This is a genomic window from Mesorhizobium sp. M1342 (assembly GCF_040317955.1).
Taxonomy (GTDB): Bacteria; Pseudomonadota; Alphaproteobacteria; order Rhizobiales; family Rhizobiaceae; genus Mesorhizobium.
This window is the reverse complement of record NZ_JAMYLI010000016.1, coordinates 16,483-33,334: the sequence shown is the minus strand read 5'-3', so window position 1 is coordinate 33,334 and position 16,852 is coordinate 16,483. Positions and strand designations below refer to the sequence as shown.

The 16,852-nt window shown below is 62.7% G+C and carries 14 protein-coding genes; 11 read left to right on the top strand and 3 right to left on the bottom strand.

Annotated elements, in window-relative coordinates; translation table 11 throughout:
* Positions 1-114: 114 nt before the first annotated feature.
* Positions 115-1,650: a sigma-54-dependent transcriptional regulator gene (locus NKH06_RS17880; protein ID WP_352893587.1), complete on the bottom strand. Its 1,536-nt coding sequence runs from the start codon at positions 1,648-1,650 to the stop codon at positions 115-117.
* Positions 1,651-1,810: 160 nt separating this feature from the next.
* Between NKH06_RS17880 and NKH06_RS17875 the strand changes: the two genes are divergently transcribed.
* From NKH06_RS17875 to NKH06_RS17855, 5 genes are all read left to right on the top strand, one after another.
* Positions 1,811-3,658, top strand: a complete 1,848-nt coding sequence (locus tag NKH06_RS17875) for a M3 family oligoendopeptidase (RefSeq protein ID WP_502914501.1) — start codon at positions 1,811-1,813, stop codon at positions 3,656-3,658.
* 361 nt (positions 3,659-4,019) lie between these two features.
* The gene (locus NKH06_RS17870) at positions 4,020-4,772 is read left to right on the top strand and encodes a helix-hairpin-helix domain-containing protein (protein WP_352893584.1); all 753 of its coding nucleotides are present in this window, start codon (positions 4,020-4,022) and stop codon (positions 4,770-4,772) included.
* Between the two features lie 181 nt (positions 4,773-4,953).
* On the top strand, positions 4,954-6,099 hold the full coding sequence (locus NKH06_RS17865; RefSeq protein WP_352893583.1) for an aminodeoxychorismate synthase component I: 1,146 nt from the start codon (positions 4,954-4,956) through the stop codon (positions 6,097-6,099).
* Complete coding sequence (locus NKH06_RS17860; RefSeq protein WP_352751639.1) at positions 6,048-6,710, top strand: aminotransferase class IV family protein; 663 nt, start codon at positions 6,048-6,050, stop codon at positions 6,708-6,710. The genes NKH06_RS17865 and NKH06_RS17860 overlap by 52 nt, the downstream gene beginning before the upstream one ends.
* A 3-nt stretch (positions 6,711-6,713) precedes the next feature.
* The gene (locus NKH06_RS17855; RefSeq protein WP_352751637.1) at positions 6,714-7,664 is read left to right on the top strand and encodes a heme-dependent oxidative N-demethylase family protein; all 951 of its coding nucleotides are present in this window, start codon (positions 6,714-6,716) and stop codon (positions 7,662-7,664) included.
* Here NKH06_RS17855 and NKH06_RS17850 read toward each other — a convergent pair.
* Both NKH06_RS17850 and NKH06_RS17845 read right to left on the bottom strand, forming a co-directional pair.
* Positions 7,661-8,104, bottom strand: a complete 444-nt coding sequence (locus NKH06_RS17850) for a hypothetical protein (RefSeq protein WP_031212814.1) — start codon at positions 8,102-8,104, stop codon at positions 7,661-7,663. The two genes, NKH06_RS17855 and NKH06_RS17850, sit on opposite strands and share 4 nt — an antisense overlap.
* A 95-nt stretch (positions 8,105-8,199) precedes the next feature.
* Positions 8,200-8,529: a MoaF-related domain-containing protein gene (locus tag NKH06_RS17845; RefSeq protein WP_023810059.1), complete on the bottom strand. Its 330-nt coding sequence runs from the start codon at positions 8,527-8,529 to the stop codon at positions 8,200-8,202.
* Positions 8,530-8,742: 213 nt separating this feature from the next.
* On the opposite strand from NKH06_RS17845, the gene NKH06_RS17840 reads away from it, so the two are divergent.
* The 6 genes from NKH06_RS17840 (at position 8,743) to NKH06_RS17815 (ending at position 16,777) form a co-directional block, all read left to right on the top strand.
* Positions 8,743-9,774: a LacI family DNA-binding transcriptional regulator gene (locus NKH06_RS17840; protein WP_352893581.1), complete on the top strand. Its 1,032-nt coding sequence runs from the start codon at positions 8,743-8,745 to the stop codon at positions 9,772-9,774.
* A 219-nt stretch (positions 9,775-9,993) separates the two neighbouring features.
* On the top strand, positions 9,994-11,439 hold the full coding sequence (locus NKH06_RS17835) for a homospermidine synthase (protein WP_128303116.1): 1,446 nt from the start codon (positions 9,994-9,996) through the stop codon (positions 11,437-11,439).
* Between the two features lie 183 nt (positions 11,440-11,622).
* Positions 11,623-12,000 carry an outer membrane lipoprotein Omp10 gene (omp10, locus tag NKH06_RS17830; protein WP_127259982.1) on the top strand — a complete coding sequence of 126 codons (378 nt, stop codon included), beginning with the start codon at positions 11,623-11,625 and terminating at the stop codon, positions 11,998-12,000.
* Positions 12,001-12,187: 187 nt separating this feature from the next.
* Positions 12,188-14,212, top strand: a complete 2,025-nt coding sequence (locus NKH06_RS17825; protein ID WP_352893579.1) for a 5'-nucleotidase C-terminal domain-containing protein — start codon at positions 12,188-12,190, stop codon at positions 14,210-14,212.
* A 236-nt stretch (positions 14,213-14,448) separates the two neighbouring features.
* A complete protein-coding gene (hemH, locus tag NKH06_RS17820; protein WP_352893577.1) occupies positions 14,449-15,513 on the top strand; it encodes a ferrochelatase in 1,065 nt (354 codons plus the stop codon).
* 52 nt (positions 15,514-15,565) lie between these two features.
* Positions 15,566-16,777, top strand: coding sequence for an NAD(P)/FAD-dependent oxidoreductase (locus NKH06_RS17815; RefSeq protein WP_352893576.1), 1,212 nt, complete (start codon positions 15,566-15,568; stop codon positions 16,775-16,777).
* Positions 16,778-16,852 lie beyond the last annotated feature (75 nt).

Here is a 16,852-nt window from a genome sequence, read left to right as displayed (position 1 = left end):
CTGTTACCGTTAGCCTTAATGCGTGAACAGAGCCGCCCATAGGCCCGCCACAATCCGCCAAAGGCCCGGTATACGGCCTGTTGTGGCATTGCAAGCTGGCGCCGGCCTTGTGCCTCAGGAAGCGAGTCGGTCGACGCGGCCGGTTTCGGGGTCGATGCCGTATTCCTTGAGCTTGCGATAGAGCGTCGAGCGACCGATGCCGAGTCGACGGGCGACTTCGCTCATCTGGCCGTTGTAGTGATCGATGGCGAGCTTGATCATTTCGAGTTCGACATCGGCCAGCGCACGCACATTGCCGCGTTCGTCGAGCGCCCGCAACGTGCCGAAGCGAGGCTGCAGCCGGGCCGGCGGATCGGACGCGGTTGCCGGGCTACCCTCGCCGGGCAAGGCTTCTTCATCGCGACCCTCCGGAGACAGGGACGGCGACAGCACACCGCCGTCAGTATCGAGGTTGACGGTGCCTTCCACCTGCGCCCGGATCTGCGGGAAGTCCTCCGTGGTCAGCACATCGCCTTCGCAAAGCACCGACGCCCTGAAGACGGCATTTTCGAGCTGCCGGATGTTTCCGGGCCAGTCATAGGCCTGCAGCACGGCGAGCGCTGCGGCCGAAATGCCTTGCAGGCGATGACGCGGGTCGGCCGGCGCCACCTTTTCCATGAAATGGGTGACCAGGTAGGGGATGTCGTCGCGGCGGTCGCGCAGCGGCGGCACGAAGATCGGGTAGACGTTCAGCCGATAGAACAGATCCTCGCGGAACTTGCCGTCCTTGACCTGCTGCAGGAGGTTGCGGTGCGTCGCCGAAATTAGCCTGATGTCGACCCTGACGGTCGAGCGTCCGCCGACCGGGTCGACCTCACCGTCCTGCACGGCGCGCAACAGCTTGACCTGGACGTCGAGTGGCAGGTCGCCGATCTCGTCGAGAAACAGGGTTCCCGAATGCGCTTCGACGAATTTTCCGGTGTGCTTGTCGGTGGCGCCGGTGAACGAACCCTTCTCGTGGCCGAACAGGATCGATTCGACCAGATTGTCGGGAATGGCGCCGCAATTGACGGTGACGAAGGGTTTCGAGCGGCGGTCGCCGCTGCCCTGGATGGCGCGCGCCACCAGCTCCTTGCCGACGCCGGACTCGCCCTCGATCAGGATCGGAATGTTGGATGCCGCCGCTTTCTGGCCGAGGCGGATCACCCTGTCCATGGCCGGGCTGTGCGTGATCATGTCCTTGAAGGTCAGAAGGCCGCTGCGTCGGCGCGACGTGCGCTTGACCTCGCCCTCGACGGCCTCGACCTTGAGCGCATTGCCGATCGACGCTTGCAGCCTGTCGGGAGACGCCGGCTTGACGACGAAATCGAAGGCGCCGTGGCGCATCGCCGAGACCACGGTCTCGATGCCCCCCTGCGCGGTCTGCACGATGGTCGGGACATTTATGTCGCGCTCGCGCATCGCCTTCAGCACGCCGATGCCGTCGAGACCGGGCATGACCAGATCGAGGATGACCACCGAAACCTCGCGGGCGCTGGGCCCGTCGAGCATATCGAGAGCGGCCGCGCCGCCGTCGACAACGATTGCCGTGTAACCGAACCGCGTCACCGCCGCTTCGAGCAGCCGGCGCTGCACGGGATCGTCATCGACTATGAGTATGGAACCTGTCATGACTGGTACGACTGCCCGCCCGAGGAATTCTGCCCTGTGGACCATCTTGGCACAGGGTTCTAAATAAGGTTTCAAAAAACCCGGTGAATGAATTCCTTAGGATTTGACCGGCTTCTCGTTTCCCCTTGAACCTCGGCCACGGAAGGTGTCGGCAATGCACATGGTCTCTGGGCACATGGTTTCTGCTCGGCAGCTTGCGGCGCCAGCGTCCAGTCAGGGCGCGGCCGAGCTTGGCGACCTGCCGGAGTGGAACCTTTCCGATCTCTATGTCGGCATGGATGCGCCGGAACTGAAGCGCGACATCGCCAAGGCCGCCACTGATGCGATCAGCTTCGAGAGCCGCTGGAAGGGCACGCTGGCCGCCGAGGCCGAGCGCGGCAGCGCCGGCAGGCTGGGCGAGGCGCTTGTCGCCTACGAGGCCTTGGAGGAACTGATCGGCCGCATCGTCTCCTATGCGGGACTGGTCTATGCCGGCAACACCGCCGATCCGCAGCGCGCCAAGCTCTATGGCGATATCCAGGAGAAGATGACCGACGCCAGCGCGCATCTTCTGTTCTTTGCGCTCGAACTCAACCTGATCGACGATGCCGCCATCGAAGGCGCGCTCGCCGGCGATCCGACGTTCGGCCACTATCGGCCGTGGGTGCTCGATCTGCGCAAGGACAAGCCCTACCAGCTCGAGGACCGCGTCGAGCAGCTCTTCCACGAAAAATCGATCACCGGGCGCGGCGCCTGGAACCGCCTGTTCGACGAGACGATGACCGACCTTCGGTTCGACATCGACGGCGAGGAACTGACGCTGGAGCCTGCGCTGAACCGCCTGCAGGACGCCGATAGCGAGGTGCGCCGCCGGGCGTCCGAGGCGCTGGCCACGACCTTCCGCAAAAATTTGCGCACCTTCACGCTGATCACCAACACGCTGGCCAAGGACAAGGAAATATCCGACCGCTGGCGCGGCTTCGAGGACATCGCCGATTCACGCCATCTCGCCAACCGCGTCGAGCGCAGCGTGGTGGATGCCCTGGCGTCCGCCGTGCGCGATGCCTATCCGCGCCTGTCGCACCGCTACTACGCGATGAAGGCGCGCTGGCTGGGCATGGAGGTGATGAACCACTGGGACCGCAACGCGCCGTTGCCGGATACGCCCCAGGCGATCATCGGCTGGGACGAGGCCAGGAACACCGTGCTGTCCGCCTATCAGCGCTTTTCGCCCGACATGGCGGAGATCGCGCGAACCTTCTTCGACCGCAACTGGATCGACGCGCCGGTGCGTCCGGGCAAGTCGCCCGGTGCCTTCGCGCATCCGACCGTGCCGTCGGCGCATCCCTATGTGCTGCTCAACTACATGGGCAAGCCGCGCGATGTGATGACGCTGGCGCACGAACTTGGCCATGGCGTGCATCAGGTGCTGGCCAGCGGCCAGGGTGCGCTGATGGCCTCGACGCCACTGACGCTGGCCGAGACGGCATCCGTCTTCGGCGAGATGCTGACCTTCCGCTCGCTGCTCGACCAGACCACCGACAGGCGCGAGCGCAAGGCCATGCTCGCCCAGAAGGTCGAGGACATGATCAACACGGTCGTGCGCCAGATCGCCTTCTATGAATTCGAACGCAAGGTGCATGCCGAACGCAAGAACGGCGAGCTAACCTCCGACAGGCTCGGCCAGTTCTGGCTCGAAGTGCAGGCCGAAAGTCTGGGTCCCGCTATCAAACTGCGCGAAGGCTACGAGGTGTTCTGGACCTACATCCCGCACTTCATCCATTCGCCCTTTTATGTCTATGCCTATGCTTTCGGGGACTGCCTGGTGAACTCGCTCTACGCCGTCTACCAGAACGCCGAGCGCGGCTTTCAGGACAAGTATTTCGAAATGCTGCGCGCGGGCGGCACCAAGCATCATTCCGAGCTTCTGGCACCCTTCGGGCTCGACGCAACCGATCCCGCCTTCTGGCAGATCGGACTTGGCGTCATCAGTGGCCTGATCGACGAGCTGGAAGCGCTCGACACCTGAGATGCGTCCCTCAGGCGTCGCTCTAACAGTTTAGCCGGAATGCATGTTGGGACAGCTCTACTATCGCCCTAAATATCTGTTCTTGAAGTACTCTCCACCGAAGTTTTCCGATAGCTTTCCACAAGCTCTATGATAGCCTTCGCTCCAAGCTCAGCCGGAGCGCATGCGGATCGGCGAGGAGAAATCTCAGCCGGCCGTGGCGCTCAGGCGAACGCGACAACGGCCGTTGGCCATGGGCAAGCAAAGCCGATCGCCGCAGCTCGAACCGAAGCCGGCTGTTCTGCTTACCGCGGAACCACCAAGAGTAGTCCTTCGCCGAAGGTCATGACCCACGGCAGACGGATCTGACTGGAGAGAGACAATGGGCACTTTTTTCTACGTGGTCCTGGCGTTCCTGATAGGCGTGTTGGTCGGTTGGTTCCTTTGGGGGCGCCTGCGCGGTGAACTCGACAGCTTGCGCGGCGACCTCGACCGTACACGCAGCGAACGCGACAGGCTGCGCACCGACAGCGACCGCCTGACCGGCGAACTCGATGCATGCGGCAAGACCCGCGCCGACCTCGAGCGCCGGCTGCGCGACGCGCCGGCCGCACCTGCCGCCGGAAGCAGCGCGGCAAAGCCGGCAAGCCAGGCGCCGGCGGCCCTGATGTCGACCCTCGCGCCGGCCGCCGCCACAAAGCCCGCGCCGGCTAAACCGGCCGCCGCTGCGAAAGCGGTCTCTGCCAAGCCGGTCTCTGCCAAGGCGGTCTCTGCCAAGCCGGCGGCGAAACCCGCCGCCACCAAAGCCTCGGCTCCAGCCAAATCCGCGACGAGCAAGCCTGCAACAACAGCCAAGCCAGCAGCCGGCCCAGCATCCGGCAAGCCCGACAATCTGCGCCGGCTGATCGGTATCGGTCCGGTCAACGAGAAGCTGCTCAAGGCGCAAGGCGTCACCAACTTCGCCCAGATCGCGTCCTGGACCGCGGCCGATATCAAACGGATCGAGGACGTCATGAATTTCGACGGCCGTATCGCGCGCGAACGCTGGATCGAGCAGGCCAAGCTGCTCGCCTCCGGCAACGAGAAGGAATTCGCCAAGCAGTTTCCAACAGCCGGAACCACCGGCAACAGCTGATCGCTCGCGAATATTGACGATTGCAAGCGGCGGCGCCATATCGGCGCCGCCGTTTGCTCTTGGTTCCTGAGTTGGCCCTAAGGTCGGCTTTAAGAGGCAGCGTGCCGTTCCCTCGATTGCGCGCGGGCGGCACCCCATATAGAGCGGTTGATGGCTTCATTGACCGCAGCATTCGGTGCCCATGTCCCTGCCCGCCGCAATTTTTCGCAATGACAAAAGCGCGCGCCAGCTCGTTTTCGACCGGCCGGCCGATATCATCGTGGCGCACGAAGCAGGGGATTTCGGGCCGGCTCTGGAAGCAGCACAAGCCGCGCATGATGCAGGCAAATGGCTTGCCGGCTATTTCTCGTATGAGGCGGGCTACCTGCTCGAACCCAAGCTCGTTCCCCTGCTGCCTAACGGACGCCGCTCCCCACTCGTGTGCCTTGGGGTTTTCGATGCCCCGGTCGAAGAGGCGGTGCCGCCGCGCGACACCACGGCGACCAACGGCCCGATCTTCGACGCCCGTGCGACGTGGTCGCCCGAGGATTATGAAAAACGCTTCTCGCGGCTGCACCAGCACATCCGGCAAGGTGATTGCTACCAGGGCAATTTGACCTTTCCCGTGCATGCGCAGTGGTCGGGCGGGCCGCTGGCCGCCTTCAATGCATTGACTGAACGTCAGCCGGTGAAATACGGCGCGCTGATCGCGCTCGGTGAACCCATCGTGCTGTCGCGCTCGCCTGAACTGTTCTTCGAGATCGACGCCGAGGGCATGATCGAGACGCATCCGATGAAGGGCACGGCGCCGCGCGGCGCCACCAAAGCCGAGGACGAACGGCAGAAGATCTTCCTGCGCAATGACGAGAAGAACCAGGCCGAAAACCGGATGATCGTCGATCTCCTTCGCAACGATATCTCGCTGATCAGCGAGGTCGGTACGCTGGACGTGCCGGCGCTGTTCCGCATCGAGACCTACCCGACCGTGCATCAGATGGTGAGCGACGTCAGGGCCAAACTGCTGCCGGGTCTCTCTATCCGCCAGATCTTCGCGGCGCTGTTTCCTTGCGGTTCGATCACCGGCGCGCCCAAGATCCGTGCCATGGAGATCCTGCGCGACCTGGAAGGCACGCCCCGCGATGCCTATTGCGGCGCCATAGGCTGGATCGCGCCCGGCGGACCGATGCGCTTTTCCGTGGCGATCCGCACCATCTCGCTCTTTTCGGGCGGCGAGGCCGTCTACAATGTCGGAGGCGGCGTCGTCTTCGATTCGACGGCGCAGGAGGAGTATCAGGAGTGTCTGCTGAAAGCGCGCTTCGCGACGGGAACACCGCCGACTTTCAGTTGATCGAGACCATGCGCTGGGAACCCGGCTCGGGCTTCCTGCGCTTCGATCGTCATCTTGCGCGCCTCTATGGCTCGGCGGCGGAGCTCGGCTTCCACTGTGATCCAGGCACGGTCGGCGAGGCGCTGAGCAGCGCGGCCGGCGGTTCCGGCGTTGCCATGCGCACGCGGCTTGTCCTGTCGCACGATGGTGAGGTGACGGCCTCGGCGCAACCTTATGAACCGCTCGCCGCCGACAAGGTCTGGATACTGCGGCTGGCGCGGACGAGTCTCGATTCGAACGACACGCTGCTGCGCCACAAGACCAGCCGACGACAGCTCTACACGCATGCCCGCGCCGAATATCTCGTCACCCAGGCCGACGAGGTGCTTATGGCCAACGAGCGCGGCGAGATCTGTGAAGGCACGATCACCAATGTCTTTGCCGATCTCGGCGACGGCGTGCTGGTCACACCCCGGCTAGACTGCGGCCTGCTGCCTGGTGTATTGCGCGCGCAGCTTCTGGATGAAGGCCGCGCCCGCGAAGCAATCTACAGCTTGGACGATCTGAAATCCGCCAAGTCCCTGTTCGTCGGCAATTCGCTGCGCGGACTAATCCCCGCAAGACTGACCTGAAACATGACGACTGTGCCCACTCACACACCCCCAGAGCATACGCCGCCCACCCACACGCCCTATGACGGCTCGTCGAAACTGTTCAGTATCGGGCTGAAGCCGCTCGACCCGGCGGACTGGATCGAGGTCGACGCCCATCTGCTGCCGTATCTCGCCGAAAAGCGCCGGCTCTATGCCGAAATCCCAGAGCGCGTTTTCGTCGAGGAAAACGGCACGCGGGACGCCCAGCAGGAAGTGCTCGACTTGCTCGCTGCGCATCTCTTGGAGAGGTTCCCCGAAACCCATCGGCTCGGCGGATCAGGCGTCGAGGTGGCGGGCGCGGCGAACCGTCTGCCTGTTTCCCTTGCCGATGCGCCGCTGGCCAAGGCCTCACAGCTCGTCCAGGAAGACCTCATCCTGATGCGCAGCAGTGACAGCGGCTGGCGGCTGGTTGCCGGCTCGCTTTGCTTTCCCTCGTCCTGGTCGCTCCTGGAAAAATTTGGCAAGCCGCTGCAGGACATCCACGCGCCGGTGCCGGGTTTCGGCCCGGGCACGCGTCCGGCGGAACTCATCAACCGGATGTTCGATGGCCTCCAGGGGCAGGCCGTCGAGCGCTACAACTGGTCGATCCAGTCCGATAACGCGCTCTACCATCCGCTTTCCGACCTGCAGCGCATCGACCGCGCTACAAATCGGCCGTCGCGCTTTCCCGATGGCGACATCGACGCCCATGCCTTCATCCGCGTCGAGCGGCAAACCCTGCGCAAACTGCCTGTTTCACGCGATATCCTGTTCACCATCCGCATCCATCTCGACCCGCTCGCCGTGCTGGCCAGGCACCCTGATCGGGCGAAGCTCGCGGCGTCTTTCGCCGCCCAGCTCAAGGCGCTCGATCTCGCGCAGCTCGACTACAAGGGCCTGACATCAGACCGCGATCGGCTAGTCGACCGGCTCGGGGCGCTGGCGCTGTCCTAAATCGCGGCTAGGCCCAGCAGCAGGATCGCGGACATCGCGCTAAAGACGGTGACGTTGACATCCCACCGCCAACCCGCCGGTCCGAACGGCGGTCGGAATGGCAGATAGCCGTTCTCGTCGTAGAGCACGCCGCCATAAATCGGTCGTGAGAGCATTGCCACGAAGAACGCTCCGTACATAGCGACGCCCAATCCCCCTGCGAGATAGAGCCGCTCGGCTTCGAGTGGCCCCTCGATCCAGATAAGCCCCAGCGCAATCAGCGCAACTCCGGTGTAGCTCAGCACCTGCCAAACGACGTGAAACCGGGCGTGCGGGGTCCACAGCGGATTGGTGGCGTGGGTGGCGTTGAGGTCGGCTTTGATCGTCACCACACCGTAGCCCACGGTCGCGACGCTCAACAGAATTCGGGCAAGCAGATGACTGTCGTAAGCGAGTTCCATCGCACTTTCCTCCTCCATTAGGGAAATCGATGACAGGCACTTCAGCAGATCGGAGTCCGGCCGCACGCGGTCGGCCGGGCCAAGACGCGGCAGTGTCACGCCACCGCAACGGATTGAATGGCACCTTGGGCACAGAAGAGCTGCCCATCGGCCAGACGCGCATAATTATGGACGATCCCGTTTTCATGATCCTGCAACTGCACGATGAAGTTGCCGCTCTGCTCCGTCCAGCTCATGAGAACGAGGTTCGGGCGTACGCTGGTCATGTCGATCTTGACCATCTCGTCAATTTCGGTGGCACCGATCGACGCCTGCACATGCAATTCCTCCGGCGAGAAAAACGTTAGCCGGGGTACGAACGGGCCGAAAACGCAGTCGAAAGACTTACCGACAAGCGAGGCTGGAAAAACATTGGTTTCTGCCATGACTCTCTCCTTGGGCATGGCCGCCGCTGTGACCAAGCCTTTTGACAATCTCCGTTGTTTCAGACGCGAAATATACCAGATATGTTTACTTGGAGCGCTCCAAGTGATACGATCCGCCTTTTTCACTTTCGAGTCAACGAAATTCTTGGAGCGCTCCAAAAAATGGTCTAACTGAAGGGAAATGGGTGAATCACAATGCCAACGCTAGCCGATGTGGGCAAGGCTGCCGGTGTCTCCCGGGGCACTGTTTCCAACGTCTTCAACCGGCCGGAACTGGTCAGGCCTGAATTGCGCCAACGTGTTGAAGCGGCCGCGAGAGCGCTCGGATTTGGCGGCCCCGACCCGAAAGGACGATTGCTGCGGGATGGCAAGTTCAATGCCATCGGGTTCATGCCACCTGGCGCCTACGCCATCGCCGAGGTGATGAGAAGCCCCTATGGCCGCGAGTTGGTGCTGGGCGTTTCGCTCGCCTGCGACGAGGCCGGAACGACGCTCAGCCTTGTAAACGGCACCGACAATACCCGCTTCGCCAGCATCCGCGAGGCCCTCGTTGACGGCTTCATCCTTGGTCACAGCGGGGACATCGATCTCATAACATCGGCACAACGACGGCGCCTGCCCTTCGTCATTCTCGAAAATGACGCAGGTCCCGACATCAATTCGATAAAGATCGACGGCAGAAGTGGCGCGGTCGCCGCCGTCCGGCATCTGACCGGGTTAGGGCACCGGCATTTTGCCATCCTTTCCATACGGAGGACTCCAGGCCCTCCGATCGTGCACATGCCCGGACAGGCAGAGCGCCCGCTTCTAGCCGGCTTCTCACTCGACGACGAAAGGCTCGACGGTTTCAAACAGGGTTTGGCGGAGGCGAACTTGTCGATCGACGATGTTCCGATCATCGAGACGACGCCGGGCGATCCATCTGCTGGGGCGGTGGTATTCGACAATGTGCCCGAAGCAACCGCAATCCTGACCATGTCGGATTGGCAAGCGATCACAATACTCGACGAGGCGGTTCGTCGTGGCATAGAGGTGCCGCGCCATGTGTCGGTTATCGGCTTCGATGGCACTGCCGAATCCGCACGCACCACGCCTCCGTTGACGACTGTCGCGCAAGACGTGATCGGAAAAGGCAGGCTCGCCGCCCGCATGGTTCTTGACAATCAACCGCCCCGCCAAGTCGTTCTGCCCGTGGAACTGGTGGTTCGGGCGTCCACAGCCGCGCCGAGGGCAAAAATCCGTTAAACCGGTGCGCTTGGCGAATGGGCAAGCTCAGGCTCGGATAGAGCCACTCATCCACGGTTTCGGCCTTAACCACGTAGCCAACGCAGCGTAGCCGCTGGTTGGCGCTTTTCGCTGGTTTGTGACAATGATCTATGATGTAGCGCATGGCCGCCGGGCAGAAATTCCCGGTTTTGCGCGTGTTTTCCCAGTTTCCTGGGTTTTGAAGGAGTGCTCGATAAAATGGCGAATGAAAACTGGCCCGTTTACGGTGAGATCAGCGGCCCCGTCGTGATGATCGGCTTCGGCTCGATCGGCCGGGGAACGCTGCCGCTGATCGAACGCCATTTCAAGTTCGACAAGTCGCGCATGACGGTCATCGACCCGCGCGACACCGACCGCAAGCTGCTCGACGAGCGCGGCATCGCCTTCGTCCAGGAAGCGGTGACCGAGAAGAACTACAAAAAGCTCTTGACCCCGCTTCTGACCAATGGCGGCGGCCAGGGCTTTTGCATCAACCTGTCGGTCGATACCGGCTCGGTGGATCTGATGCGGCTCTGCCGCAAGCTCGGTGTGCTCTACATCGACACCGTCGTCGAGCCGTGGCTCGGCTTCTATTTCGACGCCAAGGCGGACAACGCCAGCCGCACCAATTACACGCTGCGCGAGTCGCTGCTCAAGGAAAAGCACGACAAGCCCGGCGGCGCCACGGCGGTCTCCACCTGCGGCGCCAATCCAGGCATGGTCTCGTGGTTCGTCAAGCAGGCGTTGGTCAATCTCGCCACCGATCTTGGCCTGGAATTCTCGGAGCCCGCGCAGGACGACCGCGAGGGCTGGGCCAAGCTGATGAAGAAGGCCGGCGTCAAGGGCATCCACATCGCCGAACGCGACACCCAGCGCACCAAGAAGCCGAAGCCGATGAATGTGTTCTGGAACACCTGGTCGGTCGAAGGCTTCATCTCCGAGGGCCTGCAGCCCGCGGAACTTGGCTGGGGCACACATGAGACATGGATGCCGAAGAACGCCAAGAAGCACAAGCACGGCTCGAAGGCAGCTATCTATCTGGAGCAGCCGGGCGCCAACACGCGCGTGCGCTCGTGGTGCCCGACGCCCGGCGCGCAATACGGCCTGCTGGTGACGCACAATGAGGCGATCTCGATCGCCGATTTCTTCACCGTGCGTTCGAAGAAGGGCAAGGTGCATTACCGCCCGACCTGCCACTATGCCTACCATCCCTGCAACGACGCGATGCTGTCGCTTGACGAGATGTTCGGCGCCGCCGGCAAGCCTCAGCCGGTGCATCATGTGCTCGACGAGAACGAGTTGATCGACGGCGTCGACGAACTCGGCGTGCTGCTCTACGGCCACGACAAGAATGCCTACTGGTACGGCTCGCAGCTGTCGCTCGCCGAGGCCCGCAAGCTGGCGCCCTATCAGAACGCCACCGGCATGCAGGTCACCTCGGCAGTGCTCTCGGGCATGGTCTGGGCGCTGGAAAACCCCGAGGCTGGCATCGTCGAAGCCGACGAGATGGACTACAGGCGGTGCCTGGAAGTGCAGTCCCAGTATCTCGGACCGGTCAAGGGCTACTACACCGACTGGACGCCGCTCGATAACCGTCCCGGCCTGTTCCCGGAAGACCTCGACCGCAACGACCCGTGGCAGTTCCGCAACATCCTTGTGCGATAGCAGCACCGCCTACCTGCCTCACTGCCTTGCAATCGCCCGGAAATCGGGCGATTGAAGGGATGCGGACCACAGCGATACGTGTTCATCTGGACGCACGTCGCTCTGGAAACTTGGATGCACGCCTCGTGCCTGTCGAAAATCGATTCCGATTTTCGGGCCGATGCGAGAGGAGAGGATTTTCACATGATCATTGCGCGCAAAATTCTTTCGATGAGCGTGGCGGGTGCCATTGCGACGATGCTCGCCGCCTGTGCGACCAGCGGCCCCGATGAACCGCCGATGGCAGCGGCGCCGAAAGGCGTCGAGGGCTCGTGGATCGACGCCAAGGGCACCGGCCTGTCGACCTTTGCCGGCGGTACCTTCACGACCGTGGCCACCGACACCGGCCAGAAGCTTGCCGACGGCAGCTACACGATGACCGGCGCCACGTCGGTGCAGATCAACGGCACCTCGCTGATCCGCCAGACCGCGGTCAGCTTCAACTGCCTGATGGTGTCGACAAGCCAGCTCAACTGCACCAGCTCCAGCGGTCAGAATTTCGTGCTGACAAGGCGCGTCTGAACCCACGACTATTGGTTTTCCAAGGACGGCGGCCGGTTGGCCGCCGTCCTTTTTTATGCCGGCAAAGGGTTCCGGATTCCGCTTGCGTCATCCGGAACGCGATGGGAACATGGCCGAAGCGCCGGCTGTTATGTTCCAGTCAAGCAACGGCGCTAATGGCCTCTGATCAGCTTTCCGGGAGACGAAGATGAAGAAGCTTGCCGCCATTGCAGCCCTGTCAGCCTCAGTACTCGGCCTGTCGGCCGGCGCGTCCTTTGCCGACTACACGCTGAACATCCTGCATATCAACGACTGGCACAGCCGCATCGAAGGCAACAACAAGTATGAATCGACCTGCTCGGCGGACGAGGAGACCAAGGGCGAGTGCATCGGTGGCGCGGGCCGGCTGATCACCGCGATCGCCCAGGAGCGCAAGAAGCTGGAAGGCCAGAACGTGCTGCTGCTCAGCGCCGGGGACAATTTCCAGGGATCGCTGTTCTACACGACCTACAAGGGCAAGGTCGAAGGCGAATTCCTCAACGACATGAAGTTCGATGCCATGGCCCTCGGCAACCATGAATTCGACGACGGCGAGGCGGCCCTGGCGCCGTTCCTCGACATGATCAAGTTCCCGGTGCTGGGCGCCAATGTGAAGGCCAACGCGCAATCCAAGCTCGGCGACCGCGTCAAGCCATCGATCGTCGTCGAGGTCGACGGCCAGAAGATCGGCATCATCGGCGCGATCACCAACGACACGCCGGACCTCGCCTCCCCCGGACCCAACGTCGCAATAGAGGACGACGTCAAGTCGATCACCGCCGAAGTCGAAAAGCTCAAGGGCGAAGGCGTCAACAAGATCATCGCCGTGACCCATATCGGCTACAGGCGCGAGCGCGACGTGATTGCCAAGATCCCGGGCGTCGATGTCGTCGTCGGCGGCCACAGCCATTCCCTGCTGTCGAACACCGATCCGAAGGCGGAAGGCCCTTACCCGACGATGGTCGACAATCCGGACGGCTACAAGGTGCCGGTGGTGCAGGCGGCGTCCTACTCGAAATATCTCGGCGAGTTCAAGGTGGTGTTCGACGACAATGGCGTCGTCAAATCGGCCAGCGGCGACCCGATCTATCTCGACAAGTCGATCACCCCCGACCCGGCCGTGCTCGCCCGTATCAAGGAGCTTGGAGCGCCGATCGAGGCGTTGAAGAACAAGGAAGTGGCGGAAACCACCGACGTCATCGACGGCAGTCGTGAGAGCTGCCGCACCCGTGAATGCGCGATGGGCAATCTCGTCTCCGACGCCATCCTCGACCGCGTCAAGGGACAGGGCGTCGAGATCGTCATCTCCAATGGCGGCGGCCTGCGCGCCTCGATCGACAAGGGCACCGTCACCATGGGCGAGGTGCTGACCGTGCTGCCGTTCCAGAACACACTGGCGACCTTCCAGATTTCCGGCAAGGACCTGGTGGCTGGCCTCGAGGGCGGCCTCAGCCAGGTCGAGGACGGCGCCGGGCGCTTCCCGCAGGTCGCCGGCCTGAAATATTCCTTCGACAAATCCGTCGCGCCCAATGCCGGCCGCGTCAAGTCGGTGGAAGTCATGGAAGGCGGCGCCTGGACGCCGATCAAGCCGGACAAGGACTATCTGGTCGCAACCAACAACTATGTCCGCCAGGGCGGCGACGGCTACAAGGTCTTCGCCGACAAGGCCAAGAATGCCTACGATTACGGCCCCGGCCTCGAACAGGTGGTTGCCGACTATCTCGGTGCCCACCGACCCTACACGCCGGAGCTCGACGGCCGCATCACCGAAATAGCCGCGACCGTCGCTGCGGCGCCTGCGGCCCCGGCAACCGATCCGGCTGAAGCCGCCAAGCCTGCTGAAGCGGCACCTGCAATGCCTGAATTGCCGGCCAACTCGGGCGATATCGCCAACACACCACCGGCCGTATCGACCGAGGGAGCGCCTCCCCCACCAGCGCCACCGGCTTTGCCGGCAACGGCCGAGCCAGCAAAGCCCGCTGAAGCAGCTCCCGCACCTGCAGAACCGGCAAAGCCCGCGGAGGCCACGCCGACCGAAGCCAGCCATGTCATCGTAGCCGGCGACACTTATTGGGATCTGGCCAAGAAGGTCTATGGCGACGGTGCCAAATGGAAGGTCATTTCGGGCGCCAACAAGGGCTATGAGCCGCGCCGGCTTCCTGTTGGCGCAACACTGACCATCCCGCCGAAATAGCCTCGCTTATATGCCTGAATGTCACCGCCCGCCCGAAAACCGGACGGGCGTCCTGTTTTCGGGCTAATGCATGTCGCCCAAAAGTGAACTCGGTTTTGGGAGAACGACATGTATAAAAACAAAGACTTAAAGCGGGTCGTCTGAATCCATTCAGACAATCCGCTTTAAGGTGCGGCCAGACGCTGCATTGAATGCGCGCGCAAGATGGTTAGGTTCGCGTCTTCCGGAGAACCCTTATGACGCTTCCCACCCCTGCCGAACCCAAGGCCGCAAAGGCGCTCGGCCCGTTGCCCGCTGGGCATCCGCCGGTCAAGGCGGGCAAGATCGGCGTCATGCTGGTCAATCTGGGCACGCCCGACGGCACCGATTTCAAGCCGATGTGGCGGTATCTCCGTGAATTCCTGTCCGACCCGCGCGTCATCGAACTCAACAGGGCAATCTGGTATCCGATCCTCTATGGCCTTGTGCTCACCACGCGGCCCAAGAAGTCGGGCGCCAACTACGCACGGATCTGGAACCGGGAAAAGAACGAGTCGCCGCTGCGCACCTATACCCGCGCCCAGGCCGAAAAGCTGGCCGAAGCGCTGCGCGACCTGCCTGATGTCGTCGTCGACTGGGCGATGCGCTACGGCAACCCTTCAACCGCCAGCATTGCCCAGCGTCTGGTCGACCAGGGCTGCGACCGCATTCTTTCCTTCCCGCTCTATCCGCAATATTCAGCGACGACCACGGCAACAGCCAACGACCAGCTGTTTCGCGCGCTGATGAAAATGCGCCGCGCACCGGCCGTCCGCAGCGTGCCGCCCTACTATGACGAACCGGTCTACATCGAAGCGCTGGCGCGCTCGATTGAACGGCATCTGGCGACGCTGGACTTCGAGCCGGAGGTGGTCATCACCTCCTATCACGGCATTCCAAAACCCTATTTCGAGAAGGGCGACCCCTATCATTGCCATTGCCAGAAGACGACGCGGCTGTTGCGCGAACGGCTTGGCTGGGATGACAAGAAACTGATCATCACCTTCCAGTCGCGCTTCGGCGCGCAGGAATGGCTGCAGCCCTACACCGACAAGACGGTGGAAAAACTCGCGCAGGACGGCGTGAAGTCGATCGCCATCGTCAATCCCGGCTTTTCCGTCGACTGCATCGAGACGCTGGACGAGATCGGCCGCGAGGCGGCCGAAACCTTCCACCATGCCGGCGGCAAGAATTTCGCCCATATCCCTTGCCTCAACGATAGCGCGGAAGGGATGGCGGTGATCGAGGCGATGGTGCGGCGCGAACTGTCCGGCTGGGTCTGAACCGGAACAACGCCTGCTCCGAGGCGTTAAGGCGCGCCCTCCGGAGAATGCGATGTCCCGCAAACTCGACCTCAGTAGTGGCCGGCCCGTGTGGTCCGCCTATCGGGCGCCTGCGGTGCCGACGGACAGTCTGACCCGAGATGTCAAGACGGATGTGCTGATCGTCGGCATGGGCATCAGCGGCGCCATGATGGCCGAGGCGCTGACGGCCGATGGCCATCGGGTGATCTGCATCGACCGGCGCGGCCCGCTGAAGGGCTCGACCGCCGCAACCACCGCACTGGTGGCATTCGAAATAGACCAGCCCCTCTCCACGCTCTCGAAGATAGTCGGCAGAGCCTCGGCCCAGCAGGCCTGGCGACGCTCGCGGCTCGCCGTCTCCAATCTCGCCGGACGCATCGCCGAACTCGGCATCAACTGTGGCCTGAGCCGCATGCCATCACTCTATCTGGCCGGCACGATGCTTGGTCCGTCGGAACTGCGCGACGAGGCCGAGGCACGTCGGCTAGCCGGCATCGGCGCCATCTGCTTAACCCGACAACAGCTAGCCGAGAAATTCGGCATCGACCGCGAAGGCGCCATTCTCGGCCACGGCAACATCGCGCTCGACCCGCGCAAGCTGACGGCTGGGCTGCTGCTGAAATCCCTGGAGCGCAAGGCACGCTTCTATGCCCCCGTCGAAGCCACAATGATCGAGGACAGCGCCGAAGCTGTTGTCGTCGCGACCAGGGATGGCCCGACCATAACCGCACGACATGTTGTTCTGGCCACCGGCTACGAACTTGTCGACATCGTGCCGGCCGCGGCCCACCGGATCATCTCGACATGGGCGATTGCGACACGCCCGCAACCGCGAAAGCTCTGGCCGGACGCAGCATTCATCTGGGAAGCGTCGGAGCCGTATCTGTATATGCGCACCACGGTCGACGGCCGGGTCATATGCGGGGGCGAGGACGAGGATTTTATCGACGAAGCGCGGCGCGACGAGCTGATCGCCGACAAGAGCACACGCATCGCCGAGAAGCTCGGCCTGATATTTCCGCATCTCGACACCAGACCCGATTTTGCCTGGACCGGCTCGTTCGGCACCACGACCACCGGCCTTCCCTATATCGGCGCCATTCCCCGCCACCCGCGCATCCATGCGGTGCTGGGCTACGGCGGCAACGGCATCACCTTCTCGCAGATCGCTTCCGAGATTGTCCCGGCTTCGATCAACGGGCTGGATGACACGGATGCAAGGTTGTTTGCCTTCAACCGCTGAGTGCAACCCTATAAACAATCCATCATCACCTGATTGTAACGCATCTGAAATACACTTAAGTCTTTGGTGAAGTCG